This is a genomic window from Sphingomonas sp. (assembly GCF_031372575.1).
Classification (GTDB): Bacteria; Pseudomonadota; Alphaproteobacteria; order Sphingomonadales; family Sphingomonadaceae; genus Sphingomicrobium.
Genome location: NZ_JANMLM010000075.1, coordinates 25,414 through 45,171, shown reverse-complemented (window position 1 = coordinate 45,171; position 19,758 = coordinate 25,414). Strand labels below are relative to the sequence as shown.

Annotated in this window: 20 protein-coding genes; 9 read left to right on the top strand and 11 right to left on the bottom strand. The window is 63.9% G+C overall.

The annotated features are described in order from the left end of the window. Position 1: 1 nt before the first annotated feature. Genes RMN73_RS07035 through RMN73_RS07020 form a run of 4 tightly spaced genes read right to left on the bottom strand, consistent with a single transcriptional unit; the run spans position 2 to position 3,455 of the window. Positions 2-586, bottom strand: a complete 585-nt coding sequence (locus RMN73_RS07035; RefSeq protein WP_309602611.1) for an ABC-type transport auxiliary lipoprotein family protein — start codon at positions 584-586, stop codon at positions 2-4. Beyond that, the gene (locus tag RMN73_RS07030; RefSeq protein WP_309602610.1) at positions 583-1,536 is read right to left on the bottom strand and encodes an MlaD family protein; all 954 of its coding nucleotides are present in this window, start codon (positions 1,534-1,536) and stop codon (positions 583-585) included. Before RMN73_RS07030 ends, RMN73_RS07035 begins: the two co-directional genes overlap by 4 nt. A gap of 21 nt (positions 1,537-1,557) precedes the next feature. Further along, positions 1,558-2,352, bottom strand: coding sequence for an ABC transporter ATP-binding protein (locus tag RMN73_RS07025; protein WP_309602609.1), 795 nt, complete (start codon positions 2,350-2,352; stop codon positions 1,558-1,560). Beyond that, on the bottom strand, positions 2,349-3,455 hold the full coding sequence (locus RMN73_RS07020; RefSeq protein WP_309602608.1) for an ABC transporter permease: 1,107 nt from the start codon (positions 3,453-3,455) through the stop codon (positions 2,349-2,351). The genes RMN73_RS07025 and RMN73_RS07020 overlap by 4 nt, the downstream gene beginning before the upstream one ends. A gap of 107 nt (positions 3,456-3,562) precedes the next feature. On the opposite strand from RMN73_RS07020, the gene RMN73_RS07015 reads away from it, so the two are divergent. From RMN73_RS07015 to RMN73_RS07000, 4 genes are read left to right on the top strand one after another with little or no spacing between them, the layout of a single operon-like run. Continuing rightward, positions 3,563-4,714, top strand: coding sequence for a CDP-alcohol phosphatidyltransferase family protein (locus RMN73_RS07015; protein WP_309602607.1), 1,152 nt, complete (start codon positions 3,563-3,565; stop codon positions 4,712-4,714). A 13-nt stretch (positions 4,715-4,727) separates the two neighbouring features. Then, entirely contained in the window at positions 4,728-5,492 is a 765-nt protein-coding gene (locus RMN73_RS07010) for an NTP transferase domain-containing protein (RefSeq protein WP_309602683.1), read from the top strand. Beyond that, positions 5,489-6,172, top strand: coding sequence for an HAD-IB family hydrolase (locus tag RMN73_RS07005; RefSeq protein ID WP_309602606.1), 684 nt, complete (start codon positions 5,489-5,491; stop codon positions 6,170-6,172). The genes RMN73_RS07010 and RMN73_RS07005 overlap by 4 nt, the downstream gene beginning before the upstream one ends. 7 nt (positions 6,173-6,179) lie before the next feature. Beyond that, positions 6,180-6,818: a 2OG-Fe(II) oxygenase gene (locus tag RMN73_RS07000; protein ID WP_309602605.1), complete on the top strand. Its 639-nt coding sequence runs from the start codon at positions 6,180-6,182 to the stop codon at positions 6,816-6,818. 791 nt (positions 6,819-7,609) lie between these two features. On the opposite strand, the gene RMN73_RS06995 is transcribed toward RMN73_RS07000, so the two are convergent. From RMN73_RS06995 to lgt, 5 genes are all read right to left on the bottom strand, one after another. Next, entirely contained in the window at positions 7,610-8,893 is a 1,284-nt protein-coding gene (locus RMN73_RS06995) for a cystathionine gamma-synthase family protein (protein WP_309602604.1), read from the bottom strand. 142 nt (positions 8,894-9,035) lie between these two features. Next, the gene (gene pgeF / locus RMN73_RS06990; protein WP_309602603.1) at positions 9,036-9,797 is read right to left on the bottom strand and encodes a peptidoglycan editing factor PgeF; all 762 of its coding nucleotides are present in this window, start codon (positions 9,795-9,797) and stop codon (positions 9,036-9,038) included. Beyond that, entirely contained in the window at positions 9,794-10,303 is a 510-nt protein-coding gene (locus RMN73_RS06985; RefSeq protein WP_309602602.1) for a GNAT family N-acetyltransferase, read from the bottom strand. Before RMN73_RS06985 ends, pgeF begins: the two co-directional genes overlap by 4 nt. Beyond that, complete coding sequence (locus tag RMN73_RS06980; protein ID WP_309602601.1) at positions 10,300-11,361, bottom strand: SAM-dependent methyltransferase; 1,062 nt, start codon at positions 11,359-11,361, stop codon at positions 10,300-10,302. The genes RMN73_RS06985 and RMN73_RS06980 overlap by 4 nt, the downstream gene beginning before the upstream one ends. Next, a complete protein-coding gene (lgt, locus tag RMN73_RS06975; RefSeq protein ID WP_309602600.1) occupies positions 11,256-12,137 on the bottom strand; it encodes a prolipoprotein diacylglyceryl transferase in 882 nt (293 codons plus the stop codon). Before lgt ends, RMN73_RS06980 begins: the two co-directional genes overlap by 106 nt. Before the next feature lie 62 nt (positions 12,138-12,199). Here lgt and RMN73_RS06970 point away from each other — a divergent pair, with 62 nt between their 5' ends. The 5 genes from RMN73_RS06970 to RMN73_RS06950 all read left to right on the top strand — a co-directional run bounded on the left by RMN73_RS06970 (position 12,200) and on the right by RMN73_RS06950 (position 18,022). Further along, positions 12,200-13,864 (top strand): class I adenylate-forming enzyme family protein, encoded by a 1,665-nt coding sequence (locus RMN73_RS06970; protein ID WP_309602599.1) that lies wholly within the window; start codon positions 12,200-12,202, stop codon positions 13,862-13,864. Continuing rightward, positions 13,861-15,924, top strand: coding sequence for a molybdopterin cofactor-binding domain-containing protein (locus RMN73_RS06965; RefSeq protein WP_309602598.1), 2,064 nt, complete (start codon positions 13,861-13,863; stop codon positions 15,922-15,924). The genes RMN73_RS06970 and RMN73_RS06965 overlap by 4 nt, the downstream gene beginning before the upstream one ends. Beyond that, the gene (gene hemH / locus RMN73_RS06960; protein WP_309602682.1) at positions 15,924-16,931 is read left to right on the top strand and encodes a ferrochelatase; all 1,008 of its coding nucleotides are present in this window, start codon (positions 15,924-15,926) and stop codon (positions 16,929-16,931) included. The genes RMN73_RS06965 and hemH overlap by 1 nt, the downstream gene beginning before the upstream one ends. 27 nt (positions 16,932-16,958) lie before the next feature. Further along, on the top strand, positions 16,959-17,681 hold the full coding sequence (gene phbB, locus RMN73_RS06955; protein WP_309602597.1) for an acetoacetyl-CoA reductase: 723 nt from the start codon (positions 16,959-16,961) through the stop codon (positions 17,679-17,681). A gap of 116 nt (positions 17,682-17,797) precedes the next feature. Then, entirely contained in the window at positions 17,798-18,022 is a 225-nt protein-coding gene (locus RMN73_RS06950; RefSeq protein ID WP_309602596.1) for a ribbon-helix-helix domain-containing protein, read from the top strand. On the opposite strand, the gene RMN73_RS06945 is transcribed toward RMN73_RS06950, so the two are convergent. Together RMN73_RS06945 and RMN73_RS06940 are read right to left on the bottom strand one after the other, a co-directional pair. Next, positions 18,019-18,828, bottom strand: a complete 810-nt coding sequence (locus RMN73_RS06945) for a DUF4019 domain-containing protein (RefSeq protein WP_309602595.1) — start codon at positions 18,826-18,828, stop codon at positions 18,019-18,021. The two genes, RMN73_RS06950 and RMN73_RS06945, sit on opposite strands and share 4 nt — an antisense overlap. 64 nt (positions 18,829-18,892) lie before the next feature. Next, a complete protein-coding gene (locus RMN73_RS06940; RefSeq protein ID WP_309602594.1) occupies positions 18,893-19,744 on the bottom strand; it encodes a hypothetical protein in 852 nt (283 codons plus the stop codon). Positions 19,745-19,758: the final 14 nt, after the last annotated feature.

Below are 19,758 nucleotides of genomic sequence, written 5' to 3'. Positions count from 1 at the left end.
CCTACCGCCCGATCCACTGCGCCACTTCGTTGGCGACCTGGTTGGCGGCCTGGTTGAGAGCGGGGCCGACCGTTCGCGCGGTGCCGTCGGCGGGGATCTTGGCTTCGAAGCGACGGGTTTCGACCCGGGTGCCGCCGGCGGTGGCAAGCGCCCCGTCGTAGCGGACGATGACCACGCCTTCGGCGGTGTCATAGCCGAAGCGGGTCAGATTGCCCGACAGCTTGAGGCCCGGATCAAGGCTCGCCTGACGCGGGTCGAGGACCACGCGGTTGGTGGTGCGAAGCGTGGTTTCCTGAAGCAAATCTTGGAACAATTTATCGGGCGCATCGACCCACTGCAGGTCCTTGATATAGGCCACTGCGGTCGGGCCGACGAGCGCGGGGACGCGGGTCGAGGATAATTCCTTGGGGATTACCGGGACGTCGATCGTGATTGCTTCGCCGGGCGCGGCGATGCGGCTGATCGTGGCCGGGGCGGGGGCCTCGCTGGTCAGGGTGAGCAAGGTCGGCGGGATCTTCTTGCCCATGCAGGAGGCGAGCGACAGCGCGCTCAGAGCGACGAGGATCAGGCGGTGGTGGCGCATCATTTCGTCTTTCCAGGCTTGTAATCGGGGAGTTTTTCGGGGCCGAGCACGCCGAGCGCGCCGTCATTGTTCAAGCGGTCGCTGAACTGGCCAAGGCTGCTGGTGAGGTCGCGCAGGTCGCGCACCAGCCGGTTGGCCTCGGGCAGGGTCGACTTGGTGAGGTTCTGAATCCCGGGCCTTGCGTCGGTGATCAGCGCGTCGAGATTATCCGTCGCGCGCTGGGCCGAGGCGATGGTCTTGCGCAAATCTTCCGCCGCCGGGCGACCCTGTTCGTTGACCAGGCGGGTCGTGCTGTCCGCCAGGCGAGCGACATTCTGCGCGGCAAGACCGGCATTGCGTGCCGCGATCCGCGCGTCGGCAATGGCGTCGGCCAGGTCGGGCGCGCGCTCGGCAAGTACCTGGGTGGTCTTGTCGACATTTTCGAGGATGTCGGAAATCGCGTTCTGGTTGCGGTCGCTGACCAACTCGGTCAGTCGCTCGGTCAATTTCTGGATCCGCGCCATCAGTTCCGGCGCGCTGTTGAGCAAGGCGCCGAGCCCGCCCGAGGTGGTGGGAATAACGGGGCAGCCCTGCGGGCCGACCTGGGCGAGCTTCTTGGCACCGCGAACCGCGCCGTCGAGCTGGATTTCGGGCGGGGCGGTGAAGCCGACGGTCTTGATCTGCGCCGACGTGCCCTGAAGCACCGGCGTGTCGTCATTGACCTCGATCCGCACCCAAACGAATTCGGGGCGATCGGGAAGCAGGCTGATCTTGGTAATTTGACCGACGGGAACACCTGAGAAACTGACGTTGGTCCCCTTGTTGAGTCCGCCGACGCCTTGCTGGAAATAAATGTCGAAACATTGCTTCTGGACGTTCGACAGGCCGGCCAGCCAGACCGTGAATAAGCCCAGGGCCGCGAGCAGCGCCAATACGACGCTGCCGACCAGGATATGGTTCGACCTTGTCTCCATGACTTTGCCTATCGCCCCCTTTTACGCCGCTTTGGCCGCGCGTCCGCGCGGGCCGTTAAAATATTCTTGAATCCAAGGATGGTCCAAAGCCAGCAATTGTTCAATCGTCCCGACCGCAACGACCTTCTGATCGGCCAGCACCGCCACCCGGTCGCAGATCGCATAGAGCGTGTCGAGGTCATGGGTGATGAGGAACACCGTCAGATCGAGCTTGGCGCGCAGCCCGACGATCAATTCATCGAAATTCTGCGCCGCGATCGGGTCGAGCCCGGCGGTCGGCTCATCGAGGAACAATAGTTCGGGATCGAGCGCGAGTGCGCGGGCGAGGCCGGCACGCTTGATCATCCCGCCCGACAGTTCGGACGGATATTTGGGGCCGGCGTCGGCGGGCAGCCCCGACATCGCAATCTTGTAACTGGCGATTTCGTCCATCAACTTTTTCGAGAAACGGAAATATTCGCGCAGCGGCACTTCGACATTTTCGGCAACGGTCAGGGTCGAGAATAAAGCGCCGTTCTGGAACAATATTCCCCAGCGGCGGCGGATGTTCTTGGCCTCATCCTCCTCGCGCCCGATCATATTCTCGCCGAGCACCTCGATGGTGCCCCGGGAGGGAGTCTGGAGCCCGATGATCGAGCGCATCAGCACCGATTTGCCGGTGCCCGAGCCACCGACCACGCCGAGGATTTCCCCGCGGCGAACGTCGAGATCGAGATTGTGGTGGATGACCTGCTCGCCGAAATGATTGTCGAGCCCGCGAATCTCGATCACCGGGGTCTCGCCATCGGGCAGGACGGGTGAGATGGCGGCACTCATGACCAGCCCACCGACGAGAAGAACACCGCAAACACTGCGTCGAGCACGATCACCATGAAGATCGACTGGACCACCGCATTGGTGGTGCGAAGTCCGACTTCCTCGGCATTGGATTCGACCAGCATTCCCTGGAAGCAACCGGCCAGCGCAATGATGAAACCGAACACCGGGGCCTTGATCAGCCCGACGAACAAATCGGTGATCGGCACCACTTCCTGGATCCGCTGGATGAAGATGGCGGGCGGAATGCCGAGGTAAATCCAGCAGAACACGCCGCCGCCAAGCATCGACATGATCATCGCGAAGAAACTGAGCAACGGCATCATGATGATCGCCGCCATCATCCGCGGGATGACCAAAGCCTCGATCGGCGACACCCCGATGGTCCGCATCGCATCGATTTCCTCGGTCAGCTTCATCGTCCCGATCTGGGCGGCAAAGGCGGATCCGGAGCGTCCGGCGACCATGATCGCGGTCATTAATGTGGCAAGCTCGCGGACGCTGAGGCGGCCGATCAGGTTGATGGTATAGACTTCGGCGCCGAACGCTTCGAGCTGGACCGCGCCCTGCTGGCCGATGACGATGCCGATCAGGAAAGTCATCAGCCCGATAATCCCGAGCGCGCGGACGCCGACGACGTCGAACCGTTGGACGACCGCGTTGAGGCGGAACCGACGCGGCCGCTTGGCGACGTTGAAAAAGCCGATCAGCACCGCACCGAAGAAGCCGAGCAGGCCGAGCAGCATGCGGCCGGTTTCGGCCACCCAGGCACCAAGCTCCTCGATTCCGCCGCCCATCCCGCCGCGCTTGTCGGGGATTACCCGCACCGGTCGATCGGCCTCTGCCACCTGCTCGAGCAGGCCGCGCACAGCCTTGCTTTCGCCGATGACCTTTGCACCGCGGTCGCGCACCGCGCGATACACCAGCCACGCGCCGACGGTATCCATTTTGGAAATGCCCGACAGGTCGATCGTCATGCCGTCGGCCATGGCGGCAATTTCACGCTCGGTCGTGGCGGCGCGCGAAATCGTCAGCGTGCCGACGCACGAATAGCAATGATCGGCGTTATCATCGCCTTTACCGGAGAGGGATTGACTGGCCATTGCCGCCAAGACTGCGCGAAATCATCTCCAGCGGCAAGGGCGGTCCTCTGGGAATGGCGCATTCGGCCTCTTTCTTGCCGAACTTTGTGCCCTATAGGACGCAGGACATGAAGCAGATCGCAATCCCCGAGCCCGCAGCGGCGCCCGAGAAATTGCCGACGTTCGTGTCCGTCGGCAGTAATCCGGCTTTGGTGTTCGGGCTGGATGCGGCGACGCGCGCGGGGCGGCTGGCGGCGAAGGCCAAGCTCGATTGTGCCGCTGCCCCGCCCGCCGGGCAGGCGCTGGTGCTGGCCGATTTGGACTTTGCGTGGGACCCGGCGTGGCTGGCGTCGATCGTCAAGCGCCCCGGCGCAGTATTGATCAAGGGCGACCGCGCGGTGCTTGGCCATGTCCCCGCCGGGATGGATCCGGCGCCGTTGCTTGCGGCGATGGCGAATGGCAGTGCCTGGACCGGCGATGGGCTTGAGCGGCTCGATGCGGCGACCGCCGAACTGACCAATCACGAATTGCGCAAGCGCGAACGCCCGTTCGTGCTGCGATTGAATGCCGCCAATCCCGAACCGGTCGAACGCGCCGCTTATGACGCCAGCTACAAGGGCGTGACTGACGCGCTGACCCTATACCTGTGGCGCGGACTGGCCTTCCATCTGACCCGCTGGGCGGCGCGGATCGGGATGTCCCCCAATCAGGTGACATTGATCGGCGCGATCTTGTGCGTCGCGACCTTCTTCCTGTTCCTGCAGGGCAATTATTGGCTGGGCATGGTGGCGGGCTTCGGCTTCATGGTGCTCGACACGGTCGACGGAAAGCTCGCCCGATGCACCGGCCAATCGTCGTGGTGGGGCAATATTTTCGACCATGGCATCGACCTCGTCCATCCGCCCTTCTGGTGGTGGGCATGGGCCGCCGGCCTGGCCTATTGGGATGACCCGTTCGAGCCTGTGTACCAGGTGCTGATCGTGCTCGCGATTGTCGGCGGCTATGTCGTCCAGCGCGTGATCGAAGGCATCTTCATGCGCAAATATGGCATGCACATCCATGTCTGGCGGCCGGTCGACAGCCGCTTCCGCCTGGTCACCGCGCGGCGCAACCCGAACATGATCATCCTGCTCGTCAGCCTGGTCTTCCGGCGACCCGACATGGGGCTGGAGCTGGTCGCCTTGTGGACCATGATCTCGCTGATTTTCCACGCGGTGCGACTGGCGCAGGCCAACGCCCGGTTCGAGCGCGGCCGCAAGCTGGTCAGCTGGCTGGCGTGAAGCGGTGGCCAAGATGATGCGCTGGACTGCCCTGCTGCTCGCCGGGTCGCGGCCGGGGGGCGATCCGTTTGCCGCCGCGCATGGGGTCGCGGCCAAAGCGCTGATTCCGGTGGCCGGCGAGCCGATGATCGTTCGGCCGGTACGGGCGTTGCTTGGCAATGTGCTGATCGGGTCGGTACGGGTGCTGGCACAGGACGGGGCGGTGCTGGTGCCGGTGCTGCCCGCCGATGCCCGGCTGACGGTCGAGCCATCGGGGGCGACGATCGCGGCGACGATCGAGGCGATCATCGCCGACCCCGCGACCCGCTGGCCATTGCTGGTGATAACCGCCGACCATGCATTGCTGACCAGCGCGATGATCGATGATTTTTGCACGCGGGCACAGGGCGCGGACCTGGCAATCGGGCTGGTCGAACGCGCCGCGCTAATGGCGCGATTGCCCCAGACCAGGCGGACCTGGATCGGGTTTCGCGGTGAACAGGTGTCGGGCGCCAATCTGTTCGCCCTGGGATCGCCCAAGGCGGCGCGCGCGGTGCGGCTGTGGCGGGAGATCGAGCAGGACCGCAAGAAGGGCTGGAAATTGCTGGCGAGGCTCGGCATGCCCGGGGTGATGGGGCTGGCGCGGATCTGGACGCTCGACAAAGTGGTGCGCAAGATCGGACAGAAACTGGGGCTGTCGATCCGCGCGATCCGTCTCAGCGATCCGCTGGCGGCGGTCGATGTCGACAAACCGGCCGACCTGGCATTGGTCGAATTGATCGTCGCGGGGAAAGCATGACCGATCTGGCGATTTACGACATGGACCGGACAGTCACGCGGCATGCGACCTACACCCCGTTCTTGCTGCATTGCGCGGCGAAGCGAGCGCCGTGGCGGCTGCTGGCGGTGCCATTGGTAGCGGCATCGATGCTGCTGTACGTCGCCAAGGTGATTGACCGCGGGCGGCTGAAGGAGATCAATCACCGGCTGCTGCTGGGGCGCGTGATTCACCCCGAGGCGCTCGGGCCATTGGTTGAATCCTTCGCCCAAGCGACGCTGCGCAACAACATCCGTCCCGGCGCCCGGGCGGCGATTGCACGCGACAAGGCCGAAGGGCGCCGCGTGGTGATGGCCACCGCGAGCTACCGCTTCTACGCGCGGGGAATCGCCGAGGCGTTGGGGTTCGACGACACGATCGGCACCGACACGATCCTCGGGATCGACGAGCGGGTCCACGCCAAGATCGACGGGCAGAATTGTTACGGGCCGGAGAAATTGCGGATGATCGAAGCATGGCTCAAGCGCGAAACGATCAAGCCCGGCAAAGTGCGTTTTTACTCCGACCATGCCAGCGATGCGCCAGTGTTCGAATGGGCCGATGAGGCGGTGGCGGTCAATCCGCACGCCCGGCTGGCGCGACTGGCGGCGGAACGCGGGTGGCCGATCGAGGACTGGAATCACGCGCCGCCGATGGTATGATCGCGCCATGACCACGATTGACGAAGCGCTGGATTTTGATCACATCGCCGCCGCGCCAGTGACTCAGGCGCCCTATCCGCACGCGATCATCAAGGACAGCATCCTGCCCGAGGCCGCGAAGGCGCTGGCCGGGGCGCTGCCGCACGTCACCGAGCATGGCAGCTTGCGGTTCAACGAGATTGACCGCTCGCCCGAGCTCGATGCGCTGATCGCCGAGCTGGAATCCGACCGCTTCCGCGCGCTGATGGAGCAGAAGTTCGAAATCGACCTCACCGGCCTGACGATCTTCCACACTTATCGCGGGATGATGCGCAGGCAGGACGGGGTGATCCACACCGACACCCCGGCCAAGACGCTGACCATCCTGCTCTACCTCAACCCGCCCGAAGGCGAGGAGAAGGTACCGCTCCGATTGCTCAACTCATCGAACGATCTCGACGATTATTTCGCCGAAGTGCCGTCCTCAATGGGCACGATGTTGCTGTTCAAGGTGACCGACAATTGCTGGCACGGGCACAAATCGATGGTCGGCCCCCGCCACTCGCTCCAGCTCAATTATCTGAGCGGGATCGAGATGCAGGGGCACGAGCGGCTGCGGCGGCGCTTCGCCAAGCTGAAGCGGACTCTGCTCGGCGCGAAGGGCTAAATCGCGACGGCCCCGAAAAATTGCGGATGGCCGACGCTGGCTGGCGCGCGAGGGGACGGTTGAGGATTGGGGGTAAGCGGAGTGTCCGCTTTCGACCCATTGCGGACATTAGCGCTTAAATCAGGGTCAGCCGCATACCGCTGCCAACGCCGATATTACTTCTTAGGTGGCGGTGGCGGTTGAGGAGACGGCGACTCTTTCAAGTTCTTACCGGTCGGCGCAGCCCATTCGGTTATGACTCGCCGTGCCTTGGAAGCTTGGCTGCTAGTCGGGTTAACCGGATTTCCCGCCTTCGGAACTTGTGTGGCAGTGGCATCCACATTCGACGCGGCTTCAGGTTTCGCGCCAACCGTGTTGATAGCTGCCTCTCGTTGCGCAAAAAGCGGAGTAGCTAAAAGCAGAGCGGGCAGAGCGACGCATGCAGGAAGGCGTTTCATGTTTGCGTGCCTTTCGTTTTACCTGACCGTGATAGTCAGTGACGCTACGAGAGAGTGCATCTGGCTACAGCGATTTCGGCTGGAAAGCTAATGCTGACGTCGATTTTCCGCCCCTTAAGGGCGTTGGCCTAGCGTCCGCTTTCCACCCATAACGGACATCAGGGCTGAACCAGCGCGGCGGTGCTATGCGTCGTTTGCGGGTCGAGGGTTGGGGATAGCTCAGTCTCCCCTCCCTTCTTTAGGGAGGGGATTGAGGGGTGGGTTTCTTTTCACCTTCTTCAATTTGAAAGAAGTGCTCGCTTTACTCGTACCCACCCCCGGCCCCTCCCTGAAGCAGGGAGGGGAGGAGTACGATCAGATCGCGTTCAGCGCGTGATCGAAGTCGGCGATGAGGTCCTCGGCCTTCTCCACCCCGATCGAAATGCGGACCAGATTGTCGCTGATGCCGAGCGCGGCGCGGCGTTCCTCGGGGACCGAAATGTGGGTCATTGCTGCAGGGGCGCTGGCGAGCGTCTCGGTGCCGCCGAGGCTGACCGCGAGCTTGGCGATCTTCAATGCATCGAGGAAGGCGAAGGCCTCGCGTTCGCCGCCCTTCAAATAGAGCGAGAAGGTCGATCCGGCGCCGAGGCAATGGCGGTCGTAAATGTCCTTCTGGCGCGACCCGGCTTCGAGAAAGCCGAGGTAGCCGACCGTCTCGACCTTGGGATGATCCTTGAAGAATTCGCACACCTTGACGGCATTTTCGCCGGCGCGCGACATGCGCAGTTCGAGCGTCTCGAGGCTACGCATCAGCATCCACGCGGTGTTGCTGTCGATGATCCCGCCCATCGTGTTGCGAATCGCACGAACCTTGTCGAGCAGGGCCTTGGAGCCGGTCAGCCCGCCAGCGACGAGATCGCTGTGCCCGCCGGCATATTTGGTCAGGCTGTAGACCGAAATATCGGCGCCCTGGTCTTGCGGCCTGGCCCACAGCGGCCCGAGGAAGGTGTTGTCGATCGCGATCGGGGGAAGTTCATTGGCAAACGCGGCTTTACGCGCGGCGACCACGGCTTCGACATCGACCAAGGCGTTGGTCGGGTTGGCGGGGCTCTCGAGATAGATCAAAGATACGCGGCCCATTGTCTTGGCGGTGGCGAGCGCAGCGTCGATTTCCTCGCGCGTCGCGCCAGCGGGGAAGTCGACATATTTGATGCCGAACTGGCTCAAAATCTTGGCGATGATCGACTCGGTCGCGGCGTAGAGCGGGCCCGAATGGACGATCACGTCGCCGGGGCGGACGAAGGCCAGGAACAAGGTGGTGATCGCGGTCATGCCGGAGGAGAAGGTCAGGCATTCCTCAGAGCCTTCCCACAGCTTGAAACGTTCCTCGAGGATCTGCTGGTTGGGATTGTTGAAGCGCGAATAGACCAATCCGTCGGTGCCGCCTGGGCGTTTGCCGGTGATGCCTTCGAAGAAATGCTTCCCGTCGGCCGCGCGCTCGAACACGAAGGTCGAAGTGAGGAAGATCGGCGGTTTCAACGAGCCCTCGGACAGCGCAGGATCATAGCCGTGGCCCATCATCATCGTTGACGGATCGAGCTTGTGATTGCCGATATGGGTCTCGGCGTCCTTGGGTTTGCGCGAATGGTTGTCGGTCATGGTCGGGTCCTCGGGTCCAGTGTCCCCAGGGAGGCGGGAACCAATGGACGAGGAAGCCGGGGCACTAACATCCTAACCTCCGCAGGATGCATCTCCGCCAACTCACCGTCGAGCGGCCAATTAGCCCTCGATCGGACCAATTTCAACCTTCGGTCGCTAGCCCGATGACGCTCAGCTGGCGGCCATAATCGGGCTCTTGCGCATGGGTGGCGCGGCGGAAGCTGAAGAAACGCTCGGGTTGGGCATAGGTATCCTGGCTGAGCGCTTCGATGCGGGCGATGCCAGCGGACGCGAGGCTGGCGACAACGAAGCTCTCCAAGTCGAAATGCGGCTTGCCGGTGGGGCCGCCGGTGAAGAAGTGCTGGTTCTCGTCGCCAAGCCGCTGTGCAAAGTCATGATCGACTTCGTAATTCGTCCGCGCGATGCACGGTCCGACTGCGGCGACGATTCGGCCCCGCTTTGCGCCAAGCTGTTCCATCGCGGCGACGGTGTTGGCGGCCACTCCGGCGACCGCACCGCGCCAGCCGGCATGGGCCGCGCCGATGACTCCAGCGTCGCGGTCGGCGAGCAGGATCGGGGCGCAGTCGGCGGTGAGGATTCCGAGCAAGGTGCCGGGGCGGTCGCTGACCAAGGCGTCGGCGTGGGGGCGGTCATCGACGGGCCAGTCGCCGGCTTCGACCACCTCGGCGGAGTGCACCTGTTGGACGGTGACCAGCCGCGCACCGGGGAGGACTGCGGCGACCGCGCGGCGGCGGTTTTCAATAATCGCCTCGCGGTCATCGCCGCTTCCCCAACCAGTGTTGAGGCCCGACAATATACCGGTCGAAACACCGCCCGATCGTCCGAGAAAACCGTGGGGAAGATCACCCAGGGCGGCAGCGCGGATCACCTCAACCCCGCTCACAGCGGGCGGCGCATGACGATGTCCTCGTCGGCGTGATTGCCAACCATGAAGGCATAGCGACCTTCGGCGATAAACCCCCAGCGCTCATAAAATTTGCGCGCGCGATGGTTGTCGACGAATACCGAGAGATAGAGATCGTCGCCGTTGCGGCCTTCCGCCTCGCCCAACACCCAGCGCATCATTTCGTCGGCGAGGCCGTGGCCCTGCCAGTCCTTGACGAGATAGAATTGGCGAAGCTCGACCGCCGTGCCGCGCGGCTCGAACGGCAAATGCGGCGGGCCGACCTTGGCGTAACCGACCGCCTCGCCTTTGGCCTCGACCAGCAGCACGGCAAATTCGGGATCGCATAATTCAGCCGCCCAATGCTCCTCCGCATGGGTCTTGAGGAACAGGTCGAGATCGTCAGGATCGTAGAGATGACCGAAGGTGTCGCTGAACGTGCGTGCGCCGAGTGCGGCGAGCGTCGGGGCGTCGGCCTTGGTCGCGGGGCGAAGCGCGATCGTCATTCGAAGCCTGCGGGCGTCGGCCAATCGGTGGAGTGGATCGCGATCACCTTGAACAGATCGCCCATCGCGGCGGGGTCGGTCAAGCGGGTCAGCGCCGAAGCGACCTCATCGGCGCGGTCGGGGTTGGCGCGCGACAGGCTTTCCGCTCGCTGGACGATGCCGAGCTTGGTCAGGAAAGCGCCTTGGTTGGCAATCGAGGTAACCGCCGCTCCATCCGCCTGCGCCGAGTCGGCGAGCGCCTCGAAATCGACATGCGCGGTGAGGTCCTGCTCGCCAGGATTGGCGAGCGGATCGGCGAAAAGGTGCGCGTTGACCGCCTGCAGCGTGTCGCCCGGGGCGCTGGTGGCGTGGCCATAATCGATGATCAGGGCGACGCCGCCGTGGTGGGCAAGGTGGGCGGCGATGGCGCGTACTGCGGCGTCTCGGGCCGGGGAGGTTTCGACGATCATGCCGTTGGCGGTGAAGGCGAGGTCATCGCCTGAAAGGCCAACCAGCCGTTGTTCGTCGCCGATCCACTGGCGGACGGGGAGCGCGTCGAGGAATTCGTTGGCAACGAGCAGCAGGGGGCGCGGGGGGAGTTGGGCGATCGAGTCGTGGAAAATGGCGTTGGGCAGGCGCGATTGCTGGGCGGCGCGCAGAGCGGGGCTGGTTTCGACGAGATGCGTCTCAATATTGCCGATGACCCGCAGCGCGTCGGCAGTGAGTGTACCGCGCCCCGGGCCGAGCTCGGCGTAAATCGCGTCGCCGCGGCCAGCGCGATGCCAGCAGTCGGCGAGACAGGCGCCGACCATCTCACCGAACATCTGGTGGATTTCGGGCGCGGTGGTGAAATCGCCGTCGGCCCCGAGGGGGTCGCGGGTGGCGTAATAATGCGCGTTGCAGGCGGCCATATAGGCCTCGACACTGATCGGCCCGCGGTCGCGGATTCGCTGCTTGAGGTCGTCGCCGAAGCTCAGGCCACGCTCTCCGTCCCGGCGATCGGTTCGACCCTGACGCGGCGCCTCGCAGCGGTCGCCATCAGGTAAATCCCGCCGATGATCATCGGCAACGACAGCCATTGTCCCATGTGCAGCCCGGTTGCCTGGGCAAAGCCGACGAGTTGCGAATCGGGCTCGCGGATGAACTCGATGCCGAAGCGGAACAGGCCGTAGAACAGGATGAACGCGCCAACCAGCTTGCCCGGATCGTAGCGGGCGCGGGTCTTCCAAAACATGAAGGCGAGGATCGCGAACAGGACGACGCCCTCTAGGATCGCTTCATATAATTGGGTCGGGTGGCGCGGCGGGCCGAGCAATGGCTGGCCCATCACCAGCGGGAAGCGGACCGCCCACGGCACCGTGGTCGGTGCGCCCCACAATTCACCGTTGATAAAATTGGCAATCCGCACCAGCCCGAGCCCGATCGGGGTGCAACAGGCGACATAATCGTGAACGCGCAGCCAGTTGAGCCCCTCCTTGCGGGCAAGGTAGATTATGCCGATGGTGACGCCGATCACCCCGCCGTGAAAGCTCATCCCGCCGTCCCATAATTTGAGGATCGAGAGCGGATTCTGGAGATAATAGCCAAGGTTGTAGAACAATACGTAGCCGAGCCGGCCGCCGAGGATGATCCCGAGCGAGGAATAGAAGACCAAATCGTCGGCATGACGGCGGGCGAGCGGTGCGCCGGGTTGCTTGATCAGCTTGAGCAGATACCAATAGCCAATGAAAATCCCGGCGAGGTAGCCAAGGCTGTACCAGCGCAAATCGAAGATGCCCAGCGACAGCGCGACAGGCGACACATGCAGGTCGTAATAATTGATCCCGATATCATTAGCGGCGATTGCGGCACTCATAACTCTTCCCCACTGCGGTGACGCCTCATAAGGTGCGCGCACCGGAAGGCAAAGGAGAAGCGATGCAAAGCGAGCTCGACCGCGAATTCGACGCCACTTTGGCTGCGGTCATCGGCCCGGGCGGGCGCGTGGTGATCGATCGCGATGCACATGGCCAGGCGATCGCGGGCAACTTTCCGGCGACGCTGCCGAGTTTCTTCGCCGCCTTCTGCGCCCTCAACGGCGCTGCCGACGCGGTGATTGCCGACGACGAGCGACTGAACTTCGCCGACCTTCAGCGGCTGTCGGACGCGGTGGCGCGAGGTCTGGTCGAACGCGGGATCGTCAAGGGCGACCGGGTGGCAATCGCGATGCGCAACTGCCCGAGCTGGATCATCACCTACATGGCGGCGCTGAAGGCCGGGGCGATTGCGACCTTGGTCAATGGCTGGTGGCAGAGCGAGGAATTGGCGCATGCGCTCGAACTGACATCGCCCAGGCTGATCCTGGCCGATGGACCCCGCGCGCTCCGGATCGCCGGGGTCAAGGGCGATTGGGAACTGGTGACAATCGCGATCGAGCATCACGCCGGAGAGGCGTTGGCAGCGCTGTTCGGCAAGGATGTGGCGACCGTACTTCCAGCCGTTTCACCGGACGATGATGCGACCATCCTGTTTACCTCGGGATCGACCGGCGCGGCCAAAGGCGCGCTGTCGACCCACCGCGCAGTGACGACGGCGATCTACACCTATGCGACCCATTTGATGACCTTGCTCGGCATTCTGACCAAGCGCGGCACCCCGCCGCCCAACACGCCCAAGACCCTGGTCAACGTGCCTTTGTTCCACGTCACCGGCGAAGTGCCGGTGTTGTTGACCAGCTTTGTCATCGGGCGCGCGATGGTGCTGATGCCAAAGTGGGACGCGGGCGAAGCGCTGCGGCTGATCGAGGCGGAGAAGGTGACCTATTTCGTCGGGGTGCCGACGATGAGCCTCGAACTGATGAACCATCCCGATCGTGCGCAACATGATCTGTCGTCGCTGACTGACATCGCTGCGGGCGGCGCGGCGCGACCGACCAGCCATGTCGAGCGGTTGCAGAAAAGCTTCACCGGCGCGCAGCCCGCGCTCGGCTATGGGCTGACCGAAACCAATGCCGTCGGGTGCGGCAATTTCTGGAAGAATTATGCCGACAAGCCGGCCTCGACCGGGCGGGCGACCGCGCCGTTCGTCGAGATTGCGATCCTTGGTGACGGCGAGGTGCATTTGCCCGCCAATGAGCTCGGCGAGATCGGCATTCGAACCGCCGCCAACATCAAGGGCTATTGGAATAATCCGGCGGCAACCGCGGCGACCTTCACCGCTGACCATTTTCTCAAGACTGGCGACATTGGTTATCTCGACGATGACGGCTATCTGTTCATCGTCGACCGCAAGAAGGACATCATCATCCGCGGCGGCGAGAATATTTCTGCGGCCGAGGTCGAGGCCGCGCTTTATGCCTGTCCCGATATTGCCGAGGCGGCGGTGCTCGCCATGCCCGACGAACGATTGGGCGAAATCCCCTTGGCGATCCTGTATCGGACCGAGGACAGCAAGCTCGACGAGGATGGGCTGCGCACATTCCTCGAGGGTAAGATGGCGGCGTACAAGATTCCTGGCAAAATCGTCTTTGCCCATGAGCCGCTACCACGGCTCGGCACCGGCAAGATCGACCGGGTGATGTTGAAGCAGAAATACGCCCATTGAAGCCGATCGACCGTCGCACTTTGCTGATTTCGGGCGGCGTCGGGGTCGGCCTGATCGTCGCCTTCGCTGCCTGGCCGCGCAAGATCGGCAGTGCCTTGACCGCCGCCAAGGGCGAGCGCGTGTTCGGTCATTATCTCAAGATTGCACCCGATGGGCGGGTGACGGTGGCGGTGCCGCAGGCCGAGACCGGGCAGGGCATCTGGACCGGGCTAGCGCAAGTCGCGGCTGACGAATTGGGCGCGGCGTGGGAGCAAGTCGCGGTCGAGCCGGCACCAATGGGTGCAGTCTATGCCAATTCGTTGCTCAAGCGCCGGAAGACGGCCGGCGCGACCTCGATCCGGGCGTTTGAACAGCCTCTGCGCGAGGCGGGGGCGGTTGCGCGCGACCTGCTGATCCGCGCGGCGGCGGACCATTGGGAGGTCGATCCGGCACTGTGTCAGGCGACCGACGGGTTCGTCATGCAGGGGGCCAATCGGCTGGCATTCGGGCAATTGGCCGAGGCGGCGGCGGGGTTTGAGCCGGGCGTGCCAATGTTGCGCAAGGAGGGGAGCGGGCAGCTTTCGGGCCAATCGCTGGCGCGGCTCGACCTGCCGGCCAAGTTGGACGGGTCGCTACGCTTTGCATCGGATGTGCGGTTACCGGATATGCTGTTTGCCGCAGTGCGGATTGCGCCGCCAGGGGGGCGGCTGACGGGCTATTCCCGAAACAGCGGGGAGCAATCGCGCGGGGTAAGGAAATTGCTTGTCGGCGATGGCTGGCTGGCCGCGCTTGGCGAGACGTGGTGGGCGGCGGAGCGCGGGCTGGTTGCCGCTGGGGCACAATTCACGGGCAAGGCCGATGCCAATGACATGGCGATCATGGATGCGCTTGGATCGGCACTCGACAGCGGCGAGCGCACATCGCTGTTTGCGCGGGGCGATTATGAAGCGACGGTCGGAACTGCTCGGGCATTGGCGGCGACCTATCGAATATCAGCGGCGGAGCATCGCTCGCTGGAGCCGCTGTCGGCGACGGCGCGGATAATAAGCGGCAAGCTCGAACTGTGGGCGCCGGTGCAGGATTATGACGCAGCGCTCGCTGCTGCTGCAAGAGTCGGCGGAGTCAGCGCGGGGGAGGTCACGCTCTACCCGATGCCGATCGGCGATCCGTCGGGGCGCGGCATGGCGGTCGACGCCATCCCGATCGCGGTCGAATTTGCGCGGCGGGTTGGGCGGCCGGTGCAACTGACTATCTCCGCCAAGGTCGGGCGCAATCATGACCGGGTGCGCTCGCCGATGCTGGCGCGGATGACGGCGTTGCCCTCGCCTGCGGGCGGCTTGGCGGCGTGGGGTGGACGGTTCGTGACCGCGAGCGGGACCAAACTTCCCGGGGCGACCCCGGCTTATGCAGTGCCGTCAATGCGGATCGAGTCCCTGGCTGCGGATTTGCCGATCGCTACCAGCTACATGCGCGGCGGGAGCGAGGCGCTGACCGGGTTCGCCAACGAAAGCTTCATCGATGAAATGGCGCGCCGATTGGGCGCGGAGCCATTCTCGTTCCGGATGGGCCTGCTCGGCGGCAATGTGCGGCTGGCGAAAGTGCTTGAGGCGGTGGCAACGCTCGGGCGGTGGGACGGAGGCGCACCGGGCAGCCGGCTGGGGCTGGCGGCGGTGTCGGCGTTCGGGTCGCACATCGCGTTGCTCGCGGAGGCCGGGATCGGGCCCGACCAGCGAGTCGCGGTCGAACGATTGGTGGCGGTGGTCGATTGCGGGCGGGCGATCAACCCGGGGCTGGTCAAGCAACAGGTCGAAGGGTCGCTGATCGAGGCGCTGTCACTGGCGACGGCCGATGCGCCCGAATTTGTGGCGGGAATGCCGGTCGCCCGTCCGCTTCGCTCGGCGGGGATAACTTGGGTCGGCCGGGTGCCGACGATCATCGTCGAACTCGCGCCGAGCACGGCCGCGCCGGGCGGGGTCAGCGGGCTTGGCCATGTCGTGCTGGCTGCGGCAGTCGCCAATGCACTGGCATCGGGTACCGGACGACGCTTGCGCGATTTGCCGTTCAACCCCATGGCGGCGTGATGCAGCCACCGCCCGACCATCCGCCCATTATTGCGCCGAAGATTGGCGTGCTTTTGATCAATCTCGGCACCCCCGACGCGCCCGATGTCGGGTCGGTGCGGCGCTATCTGGCGGAGTTTCTGAGCGACAAGCGCGTGGTCGAAATTCCGTCATGGGCGTGGAAGCCGATCCTGTACGGCATCATCCTCAATACGCGCCCGAAAAAGAGCGCGCACGCTTATGCGCAAGTGTGGAGTGAAGACGGGTCGCCGCTCGCCGCAATCACCAAGCGGCAGGCCAAAGCATTGCAGGCGCGGCTCGGCGACACCGTGCTGGTCGATTATGCAATGCGCTATGGCAATCCGGGGATTGCGGTGACGCTCGGGGCGATGAAGGCCAAGGGCTGCGATCGGATCCTGCTGGCGCCGCTTTATCCGCAATATTGCGCGGCCACGACCGCCACTGCCAATGATGCTGCGTTCGCCACGCTCGCCGCGATGCGCTGGCAGCCGGCACTGCGGACATTGCCGCCATACCATGATGATGCCGCCTACATCGCCGCGCTCAAGACTGATCTCGAACGGCAAATTGCGGCCCTCGATTTCGTCCCCGAGCGATTGCTGCTGAGCTTCCACGGCATGCCGCAGCGGACGCTCAAGATGGGCGATCCCTATCATTGCCATTGCCAGAAAACCGCGCGGTTGCTCGGCGAGGCGATGGGCACCCCGGTTGACGTCGCCTTTCAGTCGCGATTCGGCAAGGCCAAATGGCTCGAGCCGCCGACCGATGTGACCCTCAACGCCTATCCGGGCCAGGGCGTGACCAAGGTCGCGATTGCCGCGCCGGGCTTCTCCGCCGACTGCCTTGAGACGATCGAGGAATTGGGGATTCGCGGGCAGGAAGATTTCATCGCAGCGGGCGGAACGCACTTTGCGCGGCTCGATTGCCTCAACGACAGCGACGAAGGGATGGCGATGCTCGAAAGCCTGATTCGGCGCGAACTTGCCGGATGGTGGCTGTCAGCCTAACTCTCAAAGAAAAAACGGGAGAGAGTGATGGCACGAGTGGCAGTGGTGACCGGCGGAACGCGCGGCATCGGCGAAGCAATCAGCATCGCGTTGAAGGACATGGGGATGCAGGTCGCTGCGACCTACGCCGGCAATGAGGAAAGGGCGAAGGAGTTCGCCGACCGCACCGGAATCAAGGCGTATAAGTTCGACGTTGCCGATCACCAGGCCTGCATCGACGGGATTGCGGCAATCGAGGGCGACCTTGGGCCGGTCGACGTGCTGGTCAACAATGCCGGCATCACCCGCGACACGACGATGAAGCGGATGGACCATGCCAAGTGGCAGGACGTGATCGACACCAATCTCGGCGGCTGCTTCAACATGGCCAAGGCGGTGTTCGAAGGGATGCAGTCGCGCGGTTATGGGCGGATCGTCAATATCGGCTCGATCAACGGCCAGGCGGGGCAATATGGCCAGGTCAATTATGCCGCCGCCAAGTCGGGCATTCACGGTTTCACCAAGGCGCTGGCGCAGGAAGGCGCGCGCAACAATGTCACCGTCAACGCGATCGCTCCCGGTTATATCGATACCGACATGGTCGCCGCCGTGCCGCCCGATGTGCTCGGCAAGATCATCGCCAAAATCCCGGTCAACCGCCTCGGCAAGGCCAGCGAGATCGCCCGCGGCGTGGCGTTTCTGGTCGGCGAGGATGCCGGGTTCGTCACCGGATCGACGCTGTCGATCAACGGCGGGCAGCATATGTATTGATGGGTTTTCGTTGAGCCCCTCAAACGCCGGGCGCCGGCCTTCGCCGGCTTGGCTTCCTCGCATAAGCTCGGGCGGCCTGTCGGCCTTGCGGGCTGTGCCCGGGCTTCGGTAATCTCATGCGCTATGGCCTGCCAACAAAACGGTCGGTGACGATCGCCGGGCATGAAACGTCGATCAGCCTGGAGCCCGCTTTCTGGGCGGCGCTCGAAGCTGAAGCGACGGCGCGCGAGCTTCCGCTCAATGCACTGATTGCGACAATTGATGTTGAGCGGCTGGATTCATCCCCGCCGCCCAATCTCACCTCCGCGATCCGCCAGTGGCTGTTCGCTCGCGGCGATTAGTCGACGTAAATCCCGACCACTCTCCAGGCCGCGCCTTCGCGGGCCATGCTGACGGTTTCGATCACGTTGGCCTTGTTCGCAAAATTGGTCCGGAATTTGACGACTTCCACGCCGGCCGGCGGTGCGGGGACGCTTTCTTGGCTGAGCGCGGTGCGGGAAATGACTCCGCCCAGCGGCACGCGCACTTTTACGGCAACTTCCGACCAGAGCTCGACCGTATTCAATTGCCTGAATGATGATCCGGTGGCGAGCCAGCCGTCTTTCCAGCGCCCCTGATCGCCAAGCTCCAACCACTCGCGCGCCGATCGGACAGCATCGGATTCGATCGAAGTGGTCGCGGCAATCGCTTCGCTGGATTGGGGTGCATTGATCGGTGCCGATGGTGCCGCCCCGTCGACCAGCAATGACAAGGCGAACGCGCCAACAAGAATAGACATGATCATAACTCCTGCAATTGTGGCCAGCGAGCGTTGCGATCGCAACGGACCGATGGCCGGTGCCGGATCTTGTTCCCGATCGATGACGGCCGAGTCTTCCCCGATTTGCTTGTCCGCTAGATTTTGGGGGGCTTCTTTTTCGGTATCCAGCAATAGCCGCGCGGCCGCACGACTGCTTGGAACCTCGAGCTTGCGGCGCGCGTCACGCAGCCGTTCGTTGACGGTGTGGATCGACAGGCCAAGGTGCCGAGCCAAGGATTTCGCGTCATGCCCGCGCACAATCAGACGCAGCGTCTGCTTCTCCTTTTCGGTCAGTGATTGATAGTTTGCCGACATAGGAATGCTCGCGTCCGTCTCGTGATTGGCCAAGCTAGGAGCGTGTAGAGTCCGTCGCTACCCCCAAAAAATCGTATCTTGGGCGATCCCCCAATGATTATTTGCGTGCGGCGGCGGTGCGGACGGCTGAAGCGAAGGCGGCGCCCTTGTCGGGGGCATGGTGCAGGAACAAGGCCGGTTCGATCAACTCCAGCTCCATGATCTTAAGCGCGCCATTGGGCCCGGCAATCATGTCGACCCGGGCGTAAAGCGCCTCGGCCGGTGCAGCGGCCAGCGCGGCCTGGGCAAGCTCGAGCGCCCCGTGCGGCGGAACGGCGTAGCGATCAATCCCGCCGAGATGCGGCTGGACTCGAAAGTCGCCCGGCACTGGGGTCTTGATCACCGCATGGCTGAATTTGCCGCCGAACAGGATGATCGAATATTCGCCCGCTGCAATGCCCGGCTGGAACGGCTGGATCATCATTCGCTTGCCCGCGACATCGCCGGGAATCGGATCTCCGACCTTGATCCGGTAGGTGCCATGCGCGCCGCCCGAAATTGGTGGCTTGATGACCAGCTCCAACTGGCCGAACTTGGCCGAGGCGGCGGACAGGGACGCAGCGCTCAGGTGATCGACGTCCACCGTTGGAACGGTGGGGATGCCCTTTGCCCCAAGCTCCTTGAGATAGGCCTTGTCGCCGTTCCAGCGCAGCAAGGATGGCGGATTCATCAGCGGCCAACGCTCGACTTCGGCGCGCTGGAGCAAGGCGAGCCAGCGCGTATAGTCGAGATTATAGCCCCACGCGACGAGCGGCATGACCAGGTCGACATCGGGTAGCTTGCCGGTCATGGTCCACGGCAGGGGCTGAACAGCGATCCCGACCTTGGTCAGGATCGCCGCCTCGACATCATAGGTCCACGCATATGGGTCGGCATAGGCCGGGTCGGGCACCATCAACGCGACCCGCATCGGCCTCATCGAGC

What these genes read in the sequence shown, in the direction of transcription:
- RMN73_RS07020 (WP_309602608.1), bottom strand. Translation starts at nt 3,455, where the DNA reads ATGGCCAGTCAATCCCTCTCCGGTAAAGGCGATGATAACGCCGATCAT.
- RMN73_RS07005 (WP_309602606.1), top strand. Translation starts at nt 5,489, where the DNA reads ATGACCGATCTGGCGATTTACGACATGGACCGGACAGTCACGCGGCAT.
- RMN73_RS06940 (WP_309602594.1), bottom strand. Translation starts at nt 19,744, where the DNA reads ATGCGGGTCGCGTTGATGGTGCCCGACCCGGCCTATGCCGACCCATAT.
- RMN73_RS06950 (WP_309602596.1), top strand. Translation starts at nt 17,798, where the DNA reads ATGCGCTATGGCCTGCCAACAAAACGGTCGGTGACGATCGCCGGGCAT.
- RMN73_RS07030 (WP_309602610.1), bottom strand. Translation starts at nt 1,536, where the DNA reads ATGGAGACAAGGTCGAACCATATCCTGGTCGGCAGCGTCGTATTGGCG.
- RMN73_RS06985 (WP_309602602.1), bottom strand. Translation starts at nt 10,303, where the DNA reads ATGACGATCGCGCTTCGCCCCGCGACCAAGGCCGACGCCCCGACGCTC.
- hemH (WP_309602682.1), top strand. Translation starts at nt 15,924, where the DNA reads ATGCAGCCACCGCCCGACCATCCGCCCATTATTGCGCCGAAGATTGGC.
- RMN73_RS07025 (WP_309602609.1), bottom strand. Translation starts at nt 2,352, where the DNA reads ATGAGTGCCGCCATCTCACCCGTCCTGCCCGATGGCGAGACCCCGGTG.
- RMN73_RS06970 (WP_309602599.1), top strand. Translation starts at nt 12,200, where the DNA reads ATGCAAAGCGAGCTCGACCGCGAATTCGACGCCACTTTGGCTGCGGTC.
- lgt (WP_309602600.1), bottom strand. Translation starts at nt 12,137, where the DNA reads ATGAGTGCCGCAATCGCCGCTAATGATATCGGGATCAATTATTACGAC.
- RMN73_RS07035 (WP_309602611.1), bottom strand. Translation starts at nt 586, where the DNA reads ATGATGCGCCACCACCGCCTGATCCTCGTCGCTCTGAGCGCGCTGTCG.
- RMN73_RS06995 (WP_309602604.1), bottom strand. Translation starts at nt 8,893, where the DNA reads ATGACCGACAACCATTCGCGCAAACCCAAGGACGCCGAGACCCATATC.
- RMN73_RS07010 (WP_309602683.1), top strand. Translation starts at nt 4,728, where the DNA reads ATGATGCGCTGGACTGCCCTGCTGCTCGCCGGGTCGCGGCCGGGGGGC.
- RMN73_RS07000 (WP_309602605.1), top strand. Translation starts at nt 6,180, where the DNA reads ATGACCACGATTGACGAAGCGCTGGATTTTGATCACATCGCCGCCGCG.
- RMN73_RS07015 (WP_309602607.1), top strand. Translation starts at nt 3,563, where the DNA reads ATGAAGCAGATCGCAATCCCCGAGCCCGCAGCGGCGCCCGAGAAATTG.
- phbB (WP_309602597.1), top strand. Translation starts at nt 16,959, where the DNA reads ATGGCACGAGTGGCAGTGGTGACCGGCGGAACGCGCGGCATCGGCGAA.
- RMN73_RS06980 (WP_309602601.1), bottom strand. Translation starts at nt 11,361, where the DNA reads ATGGCTGTCGTTGCCGATGATCATCGGCGGGATTTACCTGATGGCGAC.